This is a genomic window from Enterococcus sp. AZ080 (assembly GCF_051714945.1).
Taxonomy (GTDB): domain Bacteria; phylum Bacillota; class Bacilli; order Lactobacillales; family Enterococcaceae; genus Enterococcus_B; species Enterococcus_B pernyi.
Genome location: NZ_JBIOSV010000001.1, coordinates 1898970 through 1918947 on the forward strand (window position 1 = coordinate 1898970; position 19978 = coordinate 1918947).

Here is a 19978-nt window from a genome sequence, read left to right on the forward strand (position 1 = left end):
ATAATATTTTTTTACGTGAGGATTATCTTTCAGTTTTATCGGCTACCTTCTGATTTCGAACGTTTTAACCAGCATATTCCTATTACGAAGACTATAAACATACCCAAGCCAACCATACTAGTCGAATACATCGATTGTTCCGCCGTTTTTGGAAGATGACTCACTTTTCTAGGTTGTTTTATGGGTGTACTATACGTAACTTTATCTTTTTTCATTACTTTAGTTATTGCTTTAGTTGTTTCAGTTGTTTTTACTGTTTCATACACTTTGTTTCCTTCTGGTTGTTGGATCGATGGTATCACCGGTTCAATGATTTGCGGTAATTTTTCCCATTGTGCGGTATAAGTCATATTACCTTCCACAAACTCGCTGACAGTTGGCGTCCAACCGATGAATTTATAGCCTTCTCTTGATGGTGTTCCACTAAACACAGGGGTTGCTATGCCTTTAATCAATTTTGAAAATACTTGGTTTTCAAAAATGGTTTGATTTGCAACACCGTCTGTATAGATCACTTGATAAGTGACAGTTTGTGGAATCACAGGTTCCCAAATGGCCGTATAAGTGCCATCACCAGTCACTGTATCAGTTATTGCTTTATCCCATCCTTTAAATATATACCCAGCTCTTGTAGGTTGCCCACTAAATATGGGTGTCGCAGAACCGGCGACTAAATTGTTAAAGACTTGATCTGCAAAAATCTCTTCATCTGGTACACCGTCTGTATAGTTGACCTGATACGTTGGAATTGGTTCCCATGTTGCTGTATAAAGCGCATCGGTTGTAACTGTCTCGCTGACAGTCGGACTCCAACCAGCAAATGTATAACCTTTTCTTGTTGGTTCTGCACCAAAACCTGGTGTAGCAGTTCCAGGTTCAATACGTTTGAAAGTTTTATCCTCAAATACAACGTCATTCTCTACACCATCTACATAACTCACTGTAAACGATTCAATTGGTGTGAATGAAGCATTTACAGTAATTGATGCTAGTCGAGAAGCATTTGACGCATCTACTGGTAGCGAGACATGAATTTCAAGTGTATTTATATCACCGACTTCACCTTCGATGGTAAATGGGACGCCGATCATACGAACACTTGGATCTAGGTATGGGCTAGTATTACTGAATAGGTCGCCGACCTGATATTTTCCTAAGGAGGTCCCATTTAGAAAAACTTCCAGCTCCATCTCACTAGGATTTCTTCTTTCCGCATCAGTATTATCTAGCGTGCTTAGATCAACCATGACCATTGCTCTGCCACTTTGTTGGTTTCGAGATAACAATTTCACTTGTGTTGAAAATATCCCTGGAGAACTTCCAGGATTGATTTGTGCACCATTAAAACGCCATGGGATCATTGCATCTTCCCCGACATCATAGTAATCAATGCCATTTGCAGAATACGACACTTCTGAATTGATTCATAGAGTTGCCGCAGAAATAGTTGGATTGAAACCTAAAAATACCAGTAAAACAATAAAACAAGCGACTATCTTTTTCATAATGATCCTCCATTCTGACATGAAGTCAAAAATCACATTCCGTTTACATATTAAATTGCTCAATACTGATCAATAAAAAAATGAATGTTTTCTGTTTTGTAAAACCTCCTTTTTTTGAAAAAGTAATGATAGTAAATTCGATCACAAATTTAATCTCCTACCTTTCTATTTAGTTATAATGTTTCATTCGCTTTTAATTTATTATTAAAATTATAAAAATATAAAAGCCTGCGATCATACACCAAAATTGTTATGTTTTTTTGTTTATTAGATATTTTTTAGCGGTTTACAAAAATGAAAGTTCACTTAATCTCAAGTAAATTATAACGAATTTTAAATTAAAATTGCATGGATTTTAGCGTGTCAAATTCTCATAATGCTAGTAAACCAGTAATTAAATATGTTCTATTTTTTTGTTTAAGTTCTCGTTTTTTCAAATTCAATCAATTTCATCGTTTCTTCCTAGCAATATATTTCTGTTAAAAAGTTATAAAAAAACTAAATATTGTTATTAAATTCACAAAAAAATATTCTTTAATAATTTCGTATTTTCTATCTTCATCGCTTATTTTGATCAGAAAAGTAAAACAAAGATTGCTTATCCATCGATAGCAATGAACTTTTTTTAAAAAAATTATACAAAAATAAGCAACGAAATACGGAACAAGCCACAATTTCCGGGTTTCATTGCTTATTATTTTAGCTTAGGCTTCGATAGAATTGCTTTAACTTTTCTTTTTCCTCTTTTGTCAAAGCTTGCATAGGCTTGCCTTTTCTCGCTCCTTCGATTCCATATAGCATATGCAGACAGGCGCCACTGTCCACCTTTTGACGAATTTCAAAAAATATCTGTTCCGTTCCCTTTTCTTTAAATTTTTCTTCCGTTGTCACACCAATCTTTCGCAAATTTTCTTCTAATACTTTCCCTATATTCGGTAGATTACTTAACTCTGTCATAAGATTCCCTCCAAAAGTTTGGCTTTGATATATTGCATCGTACACTTAGAATATTCTATCGTTTTTCTTTAGTATACCATCTTGAGAAACGCACTAGCAATTCCTATAAGAACGCTACTTCGAAAGAAAGTAAACTGTTGCTTTTAGCTACTCAGTGTAGGCTTGCTCCTGTAAACTTGAATCTTCTGCTTTTTTCAGATATCATTGGTTCGTAACTAAATATGATTTTGTTTGCAGGGGGACGTTATCGCGTTGAGAAGGTAAAACCTGACCCTTTGAACCTGTTGGTTGATACCAGCGTAGGGAGCAAATGTCCTTTTTGTTGATGCGAAATCGAAACAATCAAGGCATTCTTCTATACTGGAAGAATGTCTTTTTTCTATTTTAAGGAGGAATTCGATGAAAAAAGTACTAAGTATTGCTGGCTCAGACTGTAGCGGTGGCGCCGGTATCCAAGCCGATTTAAAAACATTTGCCGCTCATGGTGTTTATGGAATGTCTGTGATCACCTCAGTAGTCGCTGAAAATACCGCTCGTGTGATCTCATACCAAGACATCGCACCAACAATTATCAATGAACAAATGACAGCTGTTTTCGAGGACATCTATCCTGATGCAGTTAAAATCGGTATGTTGTCGTGTGCAGATACGATGTTAGCTGTCGCAAGCAGTCTACAAGAATGGCAACCTAAAAATATTGTACTAGATCCTGTGATGTATGCGAAAAATGGCGATGCCTTGATGGAGCCAGAAGCAATCGACACATTGATCAAAAACGTCTTACCATTAGCTACTTTGATCACCCCAAATATTCCAGAAGCAGAAAAAATCGCAGATCGCTCGATTACTTCCCTGGAAGAAATGGAACGAGCAGCAAAAGCTATTTATGAAACATGTCACGCTGCAGTTTTGATCAAAGGAGGCCATCGCACAGGTGAAGCCACTGATATATTGTATGATGGGAAAAATATTTACTCCTATACATCTGAACGAATCGTCACAAAAAACACCCATGGCACTGGTTGTACCTTCTCTTCAGCGATTGCCTCACAACTCGCTTTGGGCGTACCATTAGACCAAGCAATTTCCAAGGCTAAAAAATATATCACTACTGCAATCGCACATTCACTAGAATTGGGCGAAGGTCATGGCCCAACCAATCATTTCTATTCACTCTATCGCAATGGTCTTAAGGAGGAACAAAGTCAATGAATACATTTTTAAAAACAGCTGTAGAAACGGTCCGTATGAAAAATCCTTTGGTCCACCATATCACGAACTATGTAACGGTCAATGATTGTGCGAATGTCACTCTTGCGATCGGTGGTTCACCAATCATGGCTGATGATGCGTTAGAGGTAGCGGAAATCACAGCAATGTCACAGGCATTGGTACTAAACATGGGTACTTTGAATGAACGTACCGTAGCTTCGATGCTTTCAGCTGGGCAAACAGCCAACGAAAAAGGTATCCCGATCATTTTTGATCCAGTCGGTGCAGGGGCTTCACAGTTTCGTAATCAAACAGCGAAAACGATCATAGAAAACTTGAAATGTGCAGTGATTCGTGGCAATATTTCAGAAATCCGCTTTTTAGCGGGAATCGCAAGCACGACGAAAGGTGTCGATGCCTCGGCAGATGATGCAAGCTCCATTGAAGAAGCCCAACGGATTGCTGATCAATTAGCAACCGCTCACAAATGTATCGTAGTGATCACCGGTGCGACAGATGTGATTTCTGATGGGCGGCGTAAAATCTTAGTGCACAATGGTTGTCCTGAAATGAGTCGGATAACTGGCACGGGCTGTATGCTCACTTCATTGATTGCTAGCTTTTGTGGGGGGTCTCCTGAACATCTTTTCCATGCAGCAACTACAGCTGTTCTTACAATGGGGATTGCTGGCGAGCTTGCGTTGGAACAAACGGCTGGTACGGGAAGTTTTCGGATCGCACTGATTGATGAAATCAGCCGTATTGATCGGGAAACATTACTACTGCGAGGAAACTACTTTGAAAAATGACATCAACTATTCCTTATACCTAGTGACAGACCAGTCACTGCTGAAAAAAAAGCCCCTCCAAGAAGCAGTGCAACAAGCCCTTGAAGGAGGTATTACCGTCTTACAGTTGAGAGAAAAAAAAGCCAATTCACGAGATTTTTATGAGGAGGCGATCGCATTGAAACGATTAGCTAAACCATACAATGTTCCATTGATCATCAACGATCGAGTAGACATTGCGTTATCTTGTGATGCAGAAGGTGTTCATGTCGGTCAAACAGATCTACCTGTGGCTGTGGTGAGAAAAATGATTGGCCCTGAAAAAATCATCGGCGCTTCCGTCCAAACACTCGAACAAGCAATTTCCGCTGAACAAGCTGGGGCAGATTATTTAGGTGTAGGGACGATGTTTCCAACCGCTACTAAAACAGATGCCATCATCGTATCAAAAAATGAACTCAAGAAGATTCTTCAACACGTTTCGATCCCTGTTGTTTTGATCGGTGGTCTCAACGAACACACGATTGCAGAATTCAAAACCTTCCCCGTTCAAGGCTTTGCTGTGGTTTCAGCGATCCTAGCAAAAGAAGAAATCAAAAAAGTGACTAAAGAACTTTCTGTACAAATCAATACGTTCATCAAAAAACAGTAAAAACATAACCACCATTAAAAAGGGGGATTTACATTTCGATTGATCCTCGATGATATTCATTTAATTTAAATTCACGAACCCTACTTGTCGTAAAGCAAAAAAAAGAACCCTTGAAAATTCAAGGGTTCTTCCTCTGTCTGATAATAAGAAATTAACGACGGATTTCTTTGATACGAGCTGCTTTTCCGTGTAATGCACGTAGGTAGTACAATTTCGCACGACGTACTTTACCGTAACGGACAACATCGATTTTTGCAACACGTGGTGTGTGCAATGGGAATGTACGCTCAACGCCTACACCGTTAGAAACTTTACGTACTGTATAAGTTTCGCTGATTCCAGCACCACGGCGTTTGATTACAACACCTTCAAATAACTGGATACGTTCACGAGTACCTTCGACAACTTTCGCATGAACACGTACAGTGTCACCAGGGCGGAAAGCTGGAATGTCAGAACGTAGTTGTTCTTTTGTTAATTCTTCGATTAATGGATTCATTGTTTTCTTCTCCTTATTCCAAACATTCTTATGAGTAATTTCTCACAGCGGAACATCGTAATAGTTAAGTGTTTTTACACTCACCATAGAATACTATCATATTCTATGGTGAGTGTAAAGAAAATTTTCATTTATTTGTTGCAACTCAAGCTTCTTCTTTTTTGATCTCCGCTAGCATTTTTTCCATTTGCGGTGTCATGTCTAATTTTGCTAACATGTCTGGACGTCGAAGATATGTTCGGCGTAAGGATTCTTTTAGTTGCCATTCTTCAATCAATTTATGGTTACCATTGGTCAATACTTCTGGTACCTTCATGTCTTTGAATTCTGCTGGTCTTGTATATTGAGGATGTTCCAACAAGCCAGTAGAATGCGAGTCTGTTTGGGCAGATGTTTGATTACCTAAAACATCTGGCAATAGCCGAACGGTCGCATCGATCATCACCATGGCGCCTAGCTCACCACCGGTCAATACATAATCTCCCAATGAGACTTCATCTGTTACGAGTGAACGGATGCGCTCATCATAGCCTTCATAGTGGCCACAAATAAAGATCAGATGCTCTTCTTCCGAAAATTCTTCTGCCATTTTTTGATTAAATGGTTTACCAGCTGGATCAAGCAAGATCACACGTTTTTTTGTTTCTTGATGTTTTTCTTCGATGGCTTTGATATTGTCATAGATGGGTTGGACTTTCAATAACATCCCTGCCCCACCACCATATGGATAATCATCGACTGTTTGGTGTTTGTTGTCCGAATACTCACGAAAATTAGAAACATTGATTTCTAACAATTCTTTTGCTACTGCTTTACCAATGATCGATTCCCCCATCGGACCTTCAAACATTCGTGGAAACAGAGTCAACACGTCAATCTTCATCATCGATCAATCCTTCTAATAATGTCACACGAACCAAGCCATTTTCAAGATCGACTTCTTGAACGACGGAATCGATATAAGGGATCAGTGCATCTTTTTTCTTTGGTCGTTGGATGACCCAAACGTCATTTGCGCCTGGAGATAAAATCTCTTTGATCTTTCCTAGTTCTTTTTCGTTTTCATCAATGACCTTCAAGCCAATGATTTCATGGTAGTAATATTCATTTTCTGTCAATTCAACTAAGTTTTCTTTTGATACACGTAAGATACCATCACGGTATTTTTCAACGTCATTGATGGAAGGATGATTCTCAAAGCTGAGTAAATCAAAGTTTTTGTGTTTACGGTGACTCTTTACAGTCAATTCTACAGGAGCTTTTCCTTCTTGGAAGAGTGTCAAAACTTCACCTTTTTTGTAACGTTCTTCAGGGAAATCTGTGGTTGAGATGACACGGACTTCACCTTTGATTCCTTGTGTATTGACAATCTTGCCAACGTTTAGATATTCAGTCAACTTTTGTCCTCATTTCTTTCATGATTCTTGTCACTCTGCTTGGTCCCGATTTGCTTTTGGACTCAGAGTGTTCTATCGTTTCCTGTCTATTTTAGCATGTGGTTCTTGGCAATTCTAGTCTTCTTTTATTGTTGTTCCATGGAAACAGCCATTTTTAATGCATTCATCGAATCTTGATTCGTGATGGTATAGACAGTGGTTGGTTTTTGCCAAATGATTCGAGTATTTTGATTCGTGCCATCGGTCATATTGATTTCGATCGTTCCGACTTTTTCCGGTGCAGGTAAGCGGGCAGACTCCAAGTAAGTCACGATCTGTTTCGCCAAAGGTACAGGATCTTGTCCGTCAATATTGCTGGCACGTATTCGTAACCGCCAATTTCCTTCTTGCCATTCAAGAATCGAAGAACCAGCAGCACCTTGTTGATAACCGACAATGTTATAACCGAGATCGACTTGTCTTCCTCCAGTATCGACCGTAAATGGCTGAATCGTGTTCAGTGTTTCTTGGGAAGATGCAAAGTCATCTTGATAAAGGTAAGAAGCGATTGGTTCTGCTTGGTTCAATGAGGCGTCGTTTAGTGGTAGCGCTTGTTCTGATTGATAGTATAAGACAGAAAAGCCTTGTTTTGTCATCGTTGCTGCGATGTTCAAGTTAGATGACCCAACTGGGATCTCTTTGGGCATCGGTGTGTCTGGATACTCTTTTTGCAATTGCTCAAAGGCAGTTTGCGTCGAATTTTCTTGCGTACTCGTACTTGTTTCAGCTGATGAGGCTGTCTCATTGCTACTCACGGAAGATGACCCTATCTCTTCTTTTGAAGTACTTGTTTCTGTCGTACGAACTGTTTCATTTGTCGTTTTTTGACTCGTTTCACTTGGTGATTGACAGGCACCGAGTAAAGCGACTGCGAATAAGCTGATCAAACCTATTTTTTTCATTCGAAACACTCCTCTCTTACTATTAAGGATACGCTTTGTACCTGTTTTTGCCAAATATGATCTCTAAAGAACACAAAAAAACTGTTTCGCGAAAACGAAACAGTTTATTCTTTATTGTCGATGATATTCAAACGCACTTTTTTCGGTGCATTGATTCGTACTCCGTAAACGATTGTGCGGATTGCTTTCGCAACGCGTCCTTGTTTACCGATGATACGACCGATATCTTCGGGAGCCACAGTTAGATTGTATTCGTAAAAATCTTCCGACTCAACGACTTCTAGCTGGACTTGATCAGGATAAGTAACTAACGGACGAACGATTGTTAAGACTAAGTCGCTTAAATCTTTCATATCCGGTCACCTTATTTCTTTGAGAATTTAGCTTCATGATGTTTTTTCATAACGCCTTCTTTTGAAAGGATGTTACGTACTGTATCTGAAGGTTGTGCACCTTTTGATAACCAGTCAAGTACTAAATCTTCTTTTAAAACTACTTCTGCAGGGTCTTTCAAAGGGTTGTAAGTACCTACAGTTTCGATGAAACGTCCATCACGAGGAGAACGTGAATCAGCTACGACGATACGGTAAAAAGGACTCTTTTTAGAACCCATACGTTTTAAACGGATTTTAACTGCCATTATATATTTCCACCTCCATTGTTTTATTCACAAGATGTAGTGTACCAGTTTTTTTTTACCCTGTAAAGCTTTTTTTCTTTACAGTCTGATTTTTTTCTATTTTTATTCTTTCTCTAAGTAGTTTGTTCCTTTTCTACGGATTTCTTCTTACTTTTTTGAATCATCAAGGTTGAACATAGGAAGCTTGTAATTCCCCTATCCATAAGCATTTCCTATGTTTTCGATCACACATTAAAATAACCCAAGTGTTTTTATTTGCTCAGTTTACTTATTTTTTGTAAGATAAATATAGAAAGATTGAAGGAGGAATTGTTTTATGACAAAAAAAATTGGTTTTTTCATCGGAAGTTTAAGAAAAGATTCATACAATAAGAAAGTTGCAGAAACTTTTGCGGACTTATTACCGGAAGGATACGAGAGCGTATTTGTAAAAATCGATGACCTTCCTTTTTATAACGAAGATATCGAAACACCTGAGCAAACGCCTGCAGAATGGACACGTTTCCGTGAAGAAGTCAAAGATCTAGACGGCGTGATCTTTGTAACTCCTGAGTACAACCGCTCAGTGCCAGCTGTATTGAAAAATGCCTTGGATGTTGGTTCTCGTCCTTATGGTCAAAGTGTTTGGGATAAAAAACCTGGTTTAGTGGTCACTGCTTCTCCTGGTGGAGTCGGTGGTTTTGGCGCAAATCATCACTTACGTCAATCATTAGTCTTTTTAAATGTCCCAACATTACAACAACCAGAAGCGTATATCGGAAATATCACTAACTTACTTGATGAAGAGGGCAACATTATCCAAGGAACCGTTGATTTCTTCCAAACGATTTTAGATGCGTATCTAGATTTCGCGGGAAAATTGAACGCTTGATGTCTTGCTAATTTTACAAAAAACCACGAAACAGCATGTTGTTTCGTGGTTTTTTGTGTGACCTACTATTCTTTGTGCTCTTCTTTACGATAGTGTAGCTCGATGAACTCGCCAAAGCGTTTCGTGTCCACCAATTGATACCGCCGTACATAATCCCCTTCTTGAAAAAGACGAATCCCATTTCCAAGTAAAACCGGCGCAATTTGAATGTACCATTCATCGATCAGTTGCTGTTCAATGATTGGTTTGAGCAAACTGCCCCCACCAACTACCCAGATCCTTTGTTCACTTGATTCCTTCAACCCCTTGAGAAAGCTTACGGGATCTTCGTGAACGACCCTAGCATCCTCCAGCTTCAATTCTTTGTCTGTTGAAAAGACATAATTGGTTTTTTCTGGATAGATCTTGGCTGTATCTAAATATTTTTTGGCTTCTTGATACGTTTTTCTGCCCATGATCGTTGTATCGATGGTTTGATAAAACGCATCATAGGTTGTTTTTTCCCCAGTAGGCGTATCGAAGAGCCATTGTAAGTCATCATTAGTTGTTGCTAGATAGCCATCCATACTGATTGCTCCGTAAAAAATGATCTTAGACATATTATCCTTCTCCTTTAGCGTTTGACTTCTTGGTGGCGAAAACAAGTGATCAGGTGATCGTTGATGATCCCTACCGCTTCTAAAAAGGCATAAATAGTCGTACTTCCAATAAATCTGAAGCCGCGTTTTTTCAAGTCCTTTGAGATACGATCAGAGAGTTCACTAGTAGTTGGCACTTCACTTTGGTCTTGGTAGTTTCCGGTTACTACTTTGCCATCCACAAAAGACCAGAGATAATCCGAAAAACTGAGTCCAGTGGCTTGCATTGCCAGAACAGCTTGTGCGTTCGTTATTGCCGCTTCGATTTTTCGACGATTGCGAATGATCCCCTTGTTGTTCATCAATTCTTCGATTTTTTCTTCATCATACTTGGCAATTTTTTCGAGTTCAAACTGGTCATAAGCTTCATCAAAAGCTTGGCTCTTGTTCAAGATCGTTTGCCAGCTGAGACCTGCTTGATTGATATCAAGCATTAATTTACGGTACAGTCGTTGATCTTCATATTCAGGTACCCCCCAAATCGTATCATGGTACTCACGCATCATTTCAGTTGATTCACTCCATGGACAGCGTTTCATCGACTCACTCCTTTTAGGATTTTCAAACAATGTATGAAAAAACTCCGAAGACAAAATTAAATACGTCTTCGAAGCTTTTTTGCACTTGATTACTGTTTATTTCTTTTTCTTCTTTTTCTTTTTGTTTTTCTTCATCATGCGATTCATCGCCATTTTTCCTAGCTTACCTTTGACACCGGTACCGAACATTTGGTCCATGCCAGGAATATTCATGTCCCCTTTAGACATTTGTTGCATCATCTTACGGGATTCTTTGAATTGTTTGATCATACGATTGACTTCCACTACGCTGTTCCCTGAACCAGCAGCAATTCTGCGTCGACGGCTTGGATTCAATAGGTCTGGGTTTTCACGTTCTGCAGGTGTCATCGAATAAACCATTGCTTTTTTACGCTCAACATCTTTCGGATCAACTTTGATATTTTCGATTCCTGGCATTTGATTCATTCCTGGGATCATTTTTAATAAGTCTTCGATTGGGCCCATACCCATGACTTGATCCAATTGTTCAATGAAATCATTGAAGTCAAATGAGTTTTCACGCATTTTTTGCGCAAGCTCTTCTGCTTTTTTCTCATCATAGTCTTGTTGCGCTTTTTCGATCAGCGTCAACATATCCCCCATACCAAGGATACGACTTGCCATGCGATCTGGATGGAAGACTTCTAAGTCAGTCAGCTTTTCACCAGAACCGATGAACTTGATCGGTGCGCCTGTCACTGAACGGATTGATAGCGCCGCTCCCCCACGTGTGTCTCCATCTAATTTTGTGATGACGACCCCGGTGATCCCTAATTGTTGATTGAAGCTATCCGCAACGTTGACGGCATCTTGACCAGTCATCGCATCGACAACGAGTAAGATTTCGTTAGGTTGTGTTAAGTCTTTGATTTGTTTTAATTCATCCATCAATGTTTCATCAATGTGTAAACGACCGGCTGTATCGATCAATACGTAATCATTTTTCTTTTCTTTTGCGAGTTCCATCCCTTGACGAACGATTTCTACAGGACTCACATCTGTTCCCATATCAAAAACCGGAACATCCAATTGCTGTCCTAAAACTTTTAACTGGTCGATGGCAGCAGGACGGTACACGTCACCTGCAATCAATAAGGGACGAGCATTTTCATTTTTCTTTAAATAATTCGCTAATTTACCAGTAAACGTTGTTTTACCTGCCCCTTGCAACCCAGCCATCATGATGACAGTCGGGATTTTAGGAGATTTAGTCAATTCAACTGTTTCAGAACCCAAAGTGATCGTTAACTCTTCATCCACGATCTTTACGATTTGTTGTGCTGGAGAAAGACTATCAAGTACTTCTGCTCCAACTGCACGTTCGCGCACACGTTTCGTAAAATCTTTGACTACTTGTAAGTTGACATCGGCTTCTAATAGCGCAAGACGGATCTCGCGCATCATTTCCTTGACGTCAGCTTCAGAGACTTTTCCTTTTTTTCGTAACTTTGACATCGCCTGTTGTAGGCGTTCAGTTAAGCTTTCAAATGCCATATTTTATTCATTCCTTTTTGTTATTCTTCGATTTCTTGAATTTTTTTGATGTATCCTTGTAGCGTTTGATCTTCAGGATACTGTTCATTGATATAGTTCGTCAATTCTGTCAACAACTGTTCACGAACGACATAGTCAGAAAAAAGGTGGAGTTTTTTTTCGTAATTCTCCAAGATCTTGCTCGTTCGTTTGATATTATCATAAACTGCTTGGCGACTGACTTCATATTCTTCAGCGATTTCTCCAAGTGAGAAATCATCTGCATAATATAATTCCATATAATTCATTTGTTTCTCAGTCAACAGTGTCGAATAAAATTCAAAAAGAGCATTCATCCGATTGGTTTTCTCAATTTCCATTCAACTCACCTCGTTGATCCATCCACTCTTCTTCTGAGCAGACACTGATTTTTTGTTGGAGAAAATAGGCGGTAGCTACGCCAATGCCTTCTTTCAGACTACCAGTGAAACTACCATCATAGATAGTTGATGAGCCGCAGGAAGGACTATTTGCTTTTAAGATCAACGTTGAGATCTGCTTTTCCTTTAGCACTTGATAAGCATTGATCGCACCTTTTTTATAGGCTTCTGTGACATCTTTTCCAGAGATCGTCATGACCTTAGCCTGATGATCCCAGACATCAAACCCATCACCACCAACGATTTCTGCTGGTTCTCTTGGAATGGGCAAACCTCCTGCTACTTCTGGACAGATCACGATTGCTTGACCTTCTGTCACGAGTTTTTTTAAGGCAGGGATTGTTTGTTCCCGGCCATCATAGCGACATGACACGCCACCTAAACAAGCACTGATACCGATCATCGGACATTTTCTCCTTTAGCTGAGCAAATTGCTTTTATATTATACCATTTATTTAGCTGGTTAAATAGTCCTTGCCCCCGATTCTGTGCTAAAATAAAGGAGATGAAATTTATCAAAAGGAGAATTTATGAAAAAAGTACTAGTTGTTGATGACGAACCCTCAATTGTAACATTACTGACATTCAATCTTGAAAAAGAAGGATATAAAGTAACCAGTGCTGCAGATGGTCAAGAAGGTCTTGATCTTGCATTGGAACATTCATATGATTTCATTATTTTAGACGTGATGCTTCCTTCGATCGACGGAATCGCGATCACACAAAAACTCCGTCAAGAAAAAAATGACACACCTATATTGATCCTAACAGCTAAAGATGATCAAGTCGATCGAATCATTGGACTGGAGATCGGTGCGGATGATTATTTGACGAAACCCTTCAGCCCTCGGGAAGTCCTAGCACGGATGAAAGCCATCTTTCGTCGGATCGAACCCCGTAAAACTCAATCTGATGAGGCAGAACCAGAATACTTATCCATTGGACAAATCAAAGCCGACTTGACGAATTATCAAGTAACGATCGAGGACCAACCGATCGAACTTACGCCGAAAGAATTTGAGTTGCTTGTTTATTTCATGAAACGCAAAGATCGAGTGATCGATCGAGATACACTGTTGGATCGTATCTGGAATTTTGATTTTTCTGGACAAAGTCGTATTGTTGATGTCCACGTCAGTCATTTACGTGAAAAAATCGAGCGTGATCCGAAACATCCTAAATATTTACTGACTGTTCGGGGCTTTGGTTATAAATTCCAGGAACCAAAACGATGAAAAAACAATGGAAAAAATTCTCCGAGCGCTTATTTTTCCTCGTCTTGTTGCTTGGCTTATTTTTTGGCGGATGGCAGATCATCTCCCATTATTTCCAACAACAGATCATTGAACAGCAAGAAAGTTATTTGACTAAAAAAGCGCAGTTATTGGCTCGTCAACTAGATGTTGAGAATCCTGCTTCTGCTAGTAATAAAGCAGTTCTGGATGAATTTGTCCATCAATCCAATGAACGAGTGACGTTGATCGATCAAACTGGCACGATCATTTATGACACGGAAGAATCTTCTCTGCATGAACAAAGAAAAACACGTCCGGAAATCAAAGCGATCTTAGAAGGCAGTACGCTTGGCACTTCACTTCGTAAGAGTACGACATTGAACGAAGAATTACTTTATGTCGCCTTGCCTATCAAAGTCAATGGGAAATTAGTAGCGATCATTCGCATCGCTGAACCTACAAGTGGCTTTCTTCCTCGCACGGAAAGTTTTCGCCGTTGGGTATTTGGTTTCTTCTTAGTTTTCTTTCTTTTATTGACATTTATGATCTACTATCTGATTTACCAACGGAACCAACCACTCAAAACAGTGATTCCTGTTTTGAAAAAGATGGTCAAGAACCCGGAACAAACGGAAATCATTATGCAGACTTCTGATCAATGGGAAGAATTATACCAGACGATCAATGGCTTGAGTGAACAGATGACCAAAATGTATCGCGCCTATACGACGACGGAAGAGCAATTATACAGCTTGTTGAATGAATTGATGATCGGTGTCTTTCTGATTGACTCCAATGCGACACTGCGTCTGCTTAATCCAAAAATGCAAGTCCATCTAGGTGTGAAAGATTATCAAGAAAATCAACATTACACAGAAGTGATCCGCGAACCAAAATTGATCCAATTGATCCATCAAGTTTCTCCGACTGAACCGATCGTTCATCAAGAAGTCACGATTGCTGACGGTACGCAAACACTGGATATCAGCTTGCGTTATTTCAATAGTTCAGAGGATACTGGCCAAATTTTAGGTGTTGCTTATGATCTGACAAAAGTCAGACATTTAGAAAAAATGCAAAAAGATTTTGTCGGCAATGTCTCACATGAATTAAAAACACCTGTCACTTCTTTGATCGGGTTTACTGAGACTTTACTGGACGGTGCAAAAGAAGACCCCGACACACTGACTGAATTTCTATTGATCATGCAAAAAGATGCGATTCGTTTAGATAAGCTGATCCGAGAAATTATTCAGTTATCAAAAGACGAAGAGAGTTTACATGAAACCCAAACGATCTATATGGAGCCTTATTTCCAACAAGTGATCCAAAGCTATCAACCAATGATCCGGAAAAAACAGTTGACGATCAAATTGATTGGAGAAAATACTGCCTTTACGACACATCCTGATTTGCTTTACCCGATCATCAAAAACTTATTTGAAAATGCGATCCAATATTCAAAAGAAGAAAGTGAGATCATCATTCGCTACGAAAGCCACGATCAGCTGATTTTCTCTGTACAAGATTTTGGTATTGGTATCGATCGCGAAGATCAAGAACGCATCTTTGAACGTTTTTATCGTGTAGATAAAGCGCGTAGTCGCCATTCAGGTGGTACAGGATTAGGATTGTCGATCGTGAAAGAATACGTGAATTTACTTCATGGTACGGTGGAGATCGAGAGTCACCCTGGTATCGGCTCTACCTTTATTGTGAAAATCCCTAAAATCAATTTATCGTGAACCTGATAGGTATAAATGAAATAAGCGTCAACCTCCAAGAACATTTCTGTTTTAGGAGGTTGACGCTATCTCTTTGTACCCAACAATTCTTCGCTCATTTCTTGAAAAATGGAAATACTTTTCTCCAACGTTTTTTCGTACGTGTCGTATCGATCTTATCTAAATGCAAATATTTTTCCACGAAAAAGGTCAACTGACGAAAGATGGATTCTGCTGCGAAAAAGAGCATGACCACCATTAAGATAGACACTGGCGAAATGGCTGATATTGAAAATAGTTTATGCAAGAAGACAACAGAAAAGACGATTCCACTTGCACAAAATAGTATGATCCGTGTTCGAAATTGATTCAATGGTTGACAGATTTTATAAAGGACTAAAAAGCCAACAACGATCAGCAACATGGTAGAGGCTGTCGACGTATCGGTTTTGTTCAGATTTAAAATTGAACCACCCACGACTAAAGCGCCTACCACCATCATATCGGTCAGACCACCCGGAATGGCTTTTTCCAAGACGTTCTCAATGAATCGGCCTTTGATTCGGTTTTCATTTTCTTCCAATGCTAATAAAAAGGAAGGTAACCCGATCGTAAATAAACTGATCAATGTGATTTGTGAAGGTTCTAATGGATAAGTGAATGCAAAAAGAACAGAAAAAACAGACAATAAGAATGAAAAAATATTTTTTACTAAGAAAAGACTGGCAGAACGTTCGATATTGTTTACGACACGCCGTCCTTCGCCAACAATCTCTGGCATTTTAGAAAAATCTGATTCCAACAAGACCACTTGTGCAGCTTGCATCGTCGCTTCATTCCCTGATGCCATCGCAATGCTACAATCGGCTTCTTTCATCGCCAAGATATCATTTACCCCATCCCCAGTCATCGCCACTGTATGCTTCTCTTTTAGTAAACGAACAAATTCCTTTTTTTGTTCTGGTTTGACACGGCCAAAGACGGTATATTTTTCCATGGCTTCTGGAAATTCTTCTTCCCTTAACGAGGAGACATCCACATATTGCTCCGCGTTTGAAATACCCGCTTGTGTGGCAACATGAGAAACTGTCGCTGGGTTATCACCAGAAATCACTTTGATAGCAACATCTTGCTTCTTAAAGTAATTAAACGTCGCTTTCGCTTCTTGACGGATCGGATTAGCAATCAATAAATAACCTAACGGGATAACGGCTTCTTCCAAGTCTTCTTGTGACAGTATCCCTTGGTATTCACCGAAAACTAATACCCGATAGCCTTGATCCGTATACGCGTTAAATTCAGAAGCATAACTCGTGAACGCTTCACGTAAGACCATCTCTGGTGCTCCAAGGACATACGTTTTATCTGTAAATGTCACGCTGCTATATTTTCTCACAGAAGAAAAGGGTAAACTTGCTGTTGCCTCTCTGTCAGAATGCTTCGTGAAGTAATTTTTGATTGCTTGCATCGTTTCATTGTCAGCTTCGATTACCTGTGCGTAGTCACCAAGTAATTCATCCAACTGATCTGCTGTTTGTTTTGCTAAAGGATTTTCAGGAATCAGCACACGTTGAACGTCCATTGAATTTTCAGTGATTGTTCCTGTTTTATCGACACATAATACATCCACTCGTGCTAACGTCTCGATACTTTTCATGTCATGAAGCAACACTTGTTGTTTCGCTAAGCGTGTCGCACTCATTGCTAGAGCAATCGTCGTGAGTAGGTACAGTCCTTCAGGAATCATACCGATCAACGCAGCTTCCATCGAAACAATACTTTCCCTCAACGTATTGCCATTGTAAAAATAGCTTTGAGAAAATAAGGTCAATCCAATGGGGATAATGATGATCCCTACCCATTTGATGATCCTATCTAACGAAGCAATCATCTCTGATTGTTCTCCAGTACCCATTTCTTTTGCCTGCATCGTTAATTTGGCAATATAAGATTCATTGCCGACTCGTGTCAACTGAACCTTCGCTTTACCCGCGACGATGAAGCTTCCCGACATTAGTTCGTCGCCGATTTCCTTATTTATCTCATCCGCTTCACCAGTCAATAGCGCTTCATTCACTTGTAGATTGCCGTCTATGATCTTTCCATCTGCGGGGATCTGGTCTCCTGTTTTTAGAATGACGAGATCATCTAGCACTAACTCTTCGATAGTTATCTTCTGTTCTTGACCATTCCGTAATACTTTGACCGTTGCGGCGTGTAACATGCTCAACTGATCTAAAATTTTCTTGGAATGGATCTCTTGATAGATTGCGATGCCCGTATTTGCCAATATGACAGGTAAAAAAGTCAAATTTTTATAGGAATTGACGACACATAATAGAATCGCTAAGACTAAAAAAATCAGATTGAAATAAGTAAAGACATTCTCCATCACGATTTGCTTGTTCGTTTTAAATGTAGGACTCGTTGCTTGATTGACAGCGCCAACACGTATTCTTTCTTGTACCTGTGTGTCTGTCAGCCCTTCATTTTTGTTAGGATCAATGCGTTCTAATTGTGCCAACATTTGCTGCATCTGTTTTTTTCGTTGTTTTTCTTTTTTATTCATAGCTAATCCCTCAACTTTTTTTCTACTCTTTAACCATACGTCATTTCGTCCAATAAATCCTCAGATATAACTGATATTCTTCTTTCAAAACTGTCATATGAAAAAAAACGAAACCGTAGAGTGGGCAATAAACTAAAAAAGCTTAGATCCTCAACGAGGAACTAAGCTTAATGATCAATGGTAGTCGTTTTGAATAAACATGTGATTGAAAGATGTATTCAATCTTATGATAAGTTACCTTCTGCGTCACGTTCAACTTTCATCATGCTGATCGGTAGGTAGCCTAAATCTTGTACTGGTCCTTCTTGAACGGCATCTGTCATCATGAAGTCTAAGAACTTCTTCACTTCTGGTTCAGGTTCGCCATTTGTATACATATGCTCATAAGACCAAATTTCCCAGCTGTTGTCTGAGACATTTTCAGGAGTTGGTTCTACACCGTTGATTTTCAACGCTTGAGTAGAATCATCTAAATAAGAGAAAGCTAAATAGCTGATCGCACCTGGTGTTTGTGAAACGATTTGACGAACTGTTCCTGATGAATCTTGTTCTTGAGATTGTATTGGTACAGCGCCATCTAATGCCCAGTATTCAAAGGTTGCACGAGTGCCGCTTCCGTTTGCACGGTTGATGACGTTGATTTCTTGATCTGCTCCGCCTAGTTCACTCCAGTTAGTGATCTTACCAGTGAAGATGTCGATCAATTGTTCTTTTGTAATATCTTCAACGCCTGTATCTTTATTTACGATTGGTGCCATTCCAACAACTGCTACACGATGGTCTACCAATTTACTTGCATCGATTCCATCTCTTTGTTCTGCAAATACATCAGAGTTTCCGATTGTTACAGCACCTGACGCTACTTGACTAAGACCTGTTCCACTTCCGCCACCTTGAACAGAAATCTGATAGTTGGGGTTATCTTGGGTAAACATTTCTTGTGCAGCATCAACTAAAGGTTGCAAAGCGGTTGAACCGACCGCTACGATTTTTACTTGATCATCTGAACTAGCCGAGTTGCTGGCTGATCCATCCGTACTTCCTGAACCAGAACCACATCCAGCTAAGATAAAACCTAATACTCCTAAAGAAAATAAAACTTTTTTCATTTATATGCCCCTTTCTTAGTTACAAATTGATTGTATCAGGGTACTGTAAATCCTAGATATTGAATATGTAAAGTTATTGTTAAGTTGTGTAAATATATCGTAAAACAAAAAAACGTCCGAAAATGGACGTCCTACAAAAAACTATATCTTTTCTATAAGTAAAGATTGTTCACGGATCTCTGTATAATAGAATAGGCCGACTGCTAACGCAAAGGAAGCAATCGCTACATAAAAACAAGGTTTGATGGTCAAAAAATACATCGCAGAATAGCTTGTATCTTTTAGTCCACTTTCACTTAATCCATTCGGACCGATGATGATCCTCGGTAATATCGAGAAATAAGATGTAAAGACCAGCATAGAAGAAAACTGGATCAAATGCCAATTATACTTTTTTATAAATGTTTTTGAAACGATCAAATTCACACTGATCAAAAAATAAAAAAGGGTCAATGTCGGAAAATTTTTGGAAATAATAAAGCCACTTCCATTGATGATGCCAAGAATCTCAGCACCTTGTACCACTGCATTCACCCATGTAAAAGGCAAAAGAAAAATTGGGAAAAACCAAAGAAACAAATACAATTGTTCTAGTTTTATTCTCTTTTTCATACAAAACCTCCCAAAAGACACTCCATCTATCATAATATATTCTATTTCTCTAAAAAAACTGAGGGGAAAGACTAGTTTTTTAAGAATAAAGCAATGAGAGTTTATTCATTTTATTCAGAATATTTCTAAAAAGAATTGATTATTCATTGTTTGATT

22 protein-coding genes and 1 riboswitch are annotated in these 19978 nt (G+C 39.2%); of the genes, 6 read left to right on the forward strand and 16 right to left on the reverse strand.

Features of this window, described 5'->3' with window-relative positions:
• Positions 1-35 precede the first annotated feature (35 nt).
• Positions 36-1412: an InlB B-repeat-containing protein gene (locus IGK01_RS08910; RefSeq protein ID WP_438840676.1), complete on the reverse strand. Its 1377-nt coding sequence runs from the start codon at positions 1410-1412 to the stop codon at positions 36-38.
• A gap of 792 nt (positions 1413-2204) precedes the next feature.
• On the reverse strand, positions 2205-2462 hold the full coding sequence (locus IGK01_RS08915) for a TfoX/Sxy family protein (protein ID WP_062804957.1): 258 nt from the start codon (positions 2460-2462) through the stop codon (positions 2205-2207).
• Positions 2463-2687: 225 nt separating this feature from the next.
• Positions 2688-2785, forward strand: a riboswitch (TPP riboswitch).
• 76 nt (positions 2786-2861) lie between these two features.
• Between IGK01_RS08915 and thiD the strand changes: the two genes are divergently transcribed.
• Genes thiD through thiE form a run of 3 tightly spaced genes read left to right on the forward strand, consistent with a single transcriptional unit; the run spans position 2862 to position 5114 of the window.
• A complete protein-coding gene (gene thiD / locus IGK01_RS08920) occupies positions 2862-3674 on the forward strand; it encodes a bifunctional hydroxymethylpyrimidine kinase/phosphomethylpyrimidine kinase (RefSeq protein WP_023519969.1) in 813 nt (270 codons plus the stop codon).
• Positions 3671-4483, forward strand: coding sequence for a hydroxyethylthiazole kinase (thiM, locus tag IGK01_RS08925; protein WP_023519970.1), 813 nt, complete (start codon positions 3671-3673; stop codon positions 4481-4483). The genes thiD and thiM overlap by 4 nt, the downstream gene beginning before the upstream one ends.
• Positions 4473-5114 (forward strand): thiamine phosphate synthase, encoded by a 642-nt coding sequence (thiE, locus tag IGK01_RS08930; RefSeq protein WP_062804954.1) that lies wholly within the window; start codon positions 4473-4475, stop codon positions 5112-5114. Before thiM ends, thiE begins: the two co-directional genes overlap by 11 nt.
• Positions 5115-5265: 151 nt before the next feature.
• On the opposite strand, the gene rplS is transcribed toward thiE, so the two are convergent.
• The 6 genes from rplS to rpsP form a co-directional block, all read right to left on the reverse strand.
• Positions 5266-5613, reverse strand: a complete 348-nt coding sequence (rplS, locus tag IGK01_RS08935) for a 50S ribosomal protein L19 (RefSeq protein WP_438840677.1) — start codon at positions 5611-5613, stop codon at positions 5266-5268.
• Positions 5614-5758: 145 nt separating this feature from the next.
• Entirely contained in the window at positions 5759-6496 is a 738-nt protein-coding gene (gene trmD, locus IGK01_RS08940) for a tRNA (guanosine(37)-N1)-methyltransferase TrmD (RefSeq protein ID WP_349519997.1), read from the reverse strand.
• Positions 6486-7010 (reverse strand): ribosome maturation factor RimM, encoded by a 525-nt coding sequence (rimM, locus tag IGK01_RS08945; protein WP_010735009.1) that lies wholly within the window; start codon positions 7008-7010, stop codon positions 6486-6488. The genes trmD and rimM overlap by 11 nt, the downstream gene beginning before the upstream one ends.
• Before the next feature lie 125 nt (positions 7011-7135).
• Positions 7136-7951, reverse strand: coding sequence for a hypothetical protein (locus IGK01_RS08950; protein WP_349519874.1), 816 nt, complete (start codon positions 7949-7951; stop codon positions 7136-7138).
• A 104-nt stretch (positions 7952-8055) separates the two neighbouring features.
• The gene (locus IGK01_RS08955; protein ID WP_010735007.1) at positions 8056-8304 is read right to left on the reverse strand and encodes a KH domain-containing protein; all 249 of its coding nucleotides are present in this window, start codon (positions 8302-8304) and stop codon (positions 8056-8058) included.
• A gap of 11 nt (positions 8305-8315) precedes the next feature.
• Positions 8316-8591, reverse strand: a complete 276-nt coding sequence (gene rpsP / locus IGK01_RS08960; RefSeq protein WP_010735006.1) for a 30S ribosomal protein S16 — start codon at positions 8589-8591, stop codon at positions 8316-8318.
• 316 nt (positions 8592-8907) lie between these two features.
• Between rpsP and IGK01_RS08965 the strand changes: the two genes are divergently transcribed.
• Positions 8908-9462: an NADPH-dependent FMN reductase gene (locus IGK01_RS08965; RefSeq protein ID WP_010735005.1), complete on the forward strand. Its 555-nt coding sequence runs from the start codon at positions 8908-8910 to the stop codon at positions 9460-9462.
• A gap of 65 nt (positions 9463-9527) precedes the next feature.
• Here IGK01_RS08965 and IGK01_RS08970 read toward each other — a convergent pair whose 3' ends face one another.
• The 5 genes from IGK01_RS08970 to IGK01_RS08990 form a co-directional block, all read right to left on the reverse strand.
• Positions 9528-10061 carry a dihydrofolate reductase family protein gene (locus IGK01_RS08970; RefSeq protein WP_023519974.1) on the reverse strand — a complete coding sequence of 178 codons (534 nt, stop codon included), beginning with the start codon at positions 10059-10061 and terminating at the stop codon, positions 9528-9530.
• Positions 10062-10075: 14 nt separating this feature from the next.
• Positions 10076-10639, reverse strand: coding sequence for a DNA-3-methyladenine glycosylase I (locus IGK01_RS08975; RefSeq protein WP_062804951.1), 564 nt, complete (start codon positions 10637-10639; stop codon positions 10076-10078).
• Positions 10640-10735: 96 nt separating this feature from the next.
• Complete coding sequence (gene ffh / locus IGK01_RS08980) at positions 10736-12154, reverse strand: signal recognition particle protein (protein WP_010735002.1); 1419 nt, start codon at positions 12152-12154, stop codon at positions 10736-10738.
• Between the two features lie 20 nt (positions 12155-12174).
• Positions 12175-12513, reverse strand: a complete 339-nt coding sequence (locus IGK01_RS08985) for a putative DNA-binding protein (protein ID WP_010735001.1) — start codon at positions 12511-12513, stop codon at positions 12175-12177.
• Positions 12503-12976, reverse strand: a complete 474-nt coding sequence (locus IGK01_RS08990) for a DUF523 domain-containing protein (protein ID WP_010735000.1) — start codon at positions 12974-12976, stop codon at positions 12503-12505. The genes IGK01_RS08985 and IGK01_RS08990 overlap by 11 nt, the downstream gene beginning before the upstream one ends.
• A gap of 127 nt (positions 12977-13103) precedes the next feature.
• Here IGK01_RS08990 and IGK01_RS08995 point away from each other — a divergent pair, with 127 nt between their 5' ends.
• Together IGK01_RS08995 and IGK01_RS09000 are read left to right on the forward strand one after the other, a co-directional pair.
• Positions 13104-13808 carry a response regulator transcription factor gene (locus IGK01_RS08995; protein WP_010734999.1) on the forward strand — a complete coding sequence of 235 codons (705 nt, stop codon included), beginning with the start codon at positions 13104-13106 and terminating at the stop codon, positions 13806-13808.
• On the forward strand, positions 13805-15553 hold the full coding sequence (locus IGK01_RS09000; RefSeq protein ID WP_153830230.1) for a sensor histidine kinase: 1749 nt from the start codon (positions 13805-13807) through the stop codon (positions 15551-15553). The genes IGK01_RS08995 and IGK01_RS09000 overlap by 4 nt, the downstream gene beginning before the upstream one ends.
• A 94-nt stretch (positions 15554-15647) precedes the next feature.
• Here IGK01_RS09000 and IGK01_RS09005 read toward each other — a convergent pair whose 3' ends face one another.
• The 3 genes from IGK01_RS09005 to IGK01_RS09015 all read right to left on the reverse strand — a co-directional run bounded on the left by IGK01_RS09005 (position 15648) and on the right by IGK01_RS09015 (position 19822).
• Complete coding sequence (locus tag IGK01_RS09005) at positions 15648-18101, reverse strand: cation-translocating P-type ATPase (RefSeq protein ID WP_438840678.1); 2454 nt, start codon at positions 18099-18101, stop codon at positions 15648-15650.
• Positions 18102-18325: 224 nt separating this feature from the next.
• A complete protein-coding gene (locus IGK01_RS09010; protein ID WP_010734996.1) occupies positions 18326-19210 on the reverse strand; it encodes a phosphate ABC transporter substrate-binding protein PstS family protein in 885 nt (294 codons plus the stop codon).
• Positions 19211-19351: 141 nt separating this feature from the next.
• On the reverse strand, positions 19352-19822 hold the full coding sequence (locus IGK01_RS09015; protein ID WP_010734995.1) for a hypothetical protein: 471 nt from the start codon (positions 19820-19822) through the stop codon (positions 19352-19354).
• Positions 19823-19978: the final 156 nt, after the last annotated feature.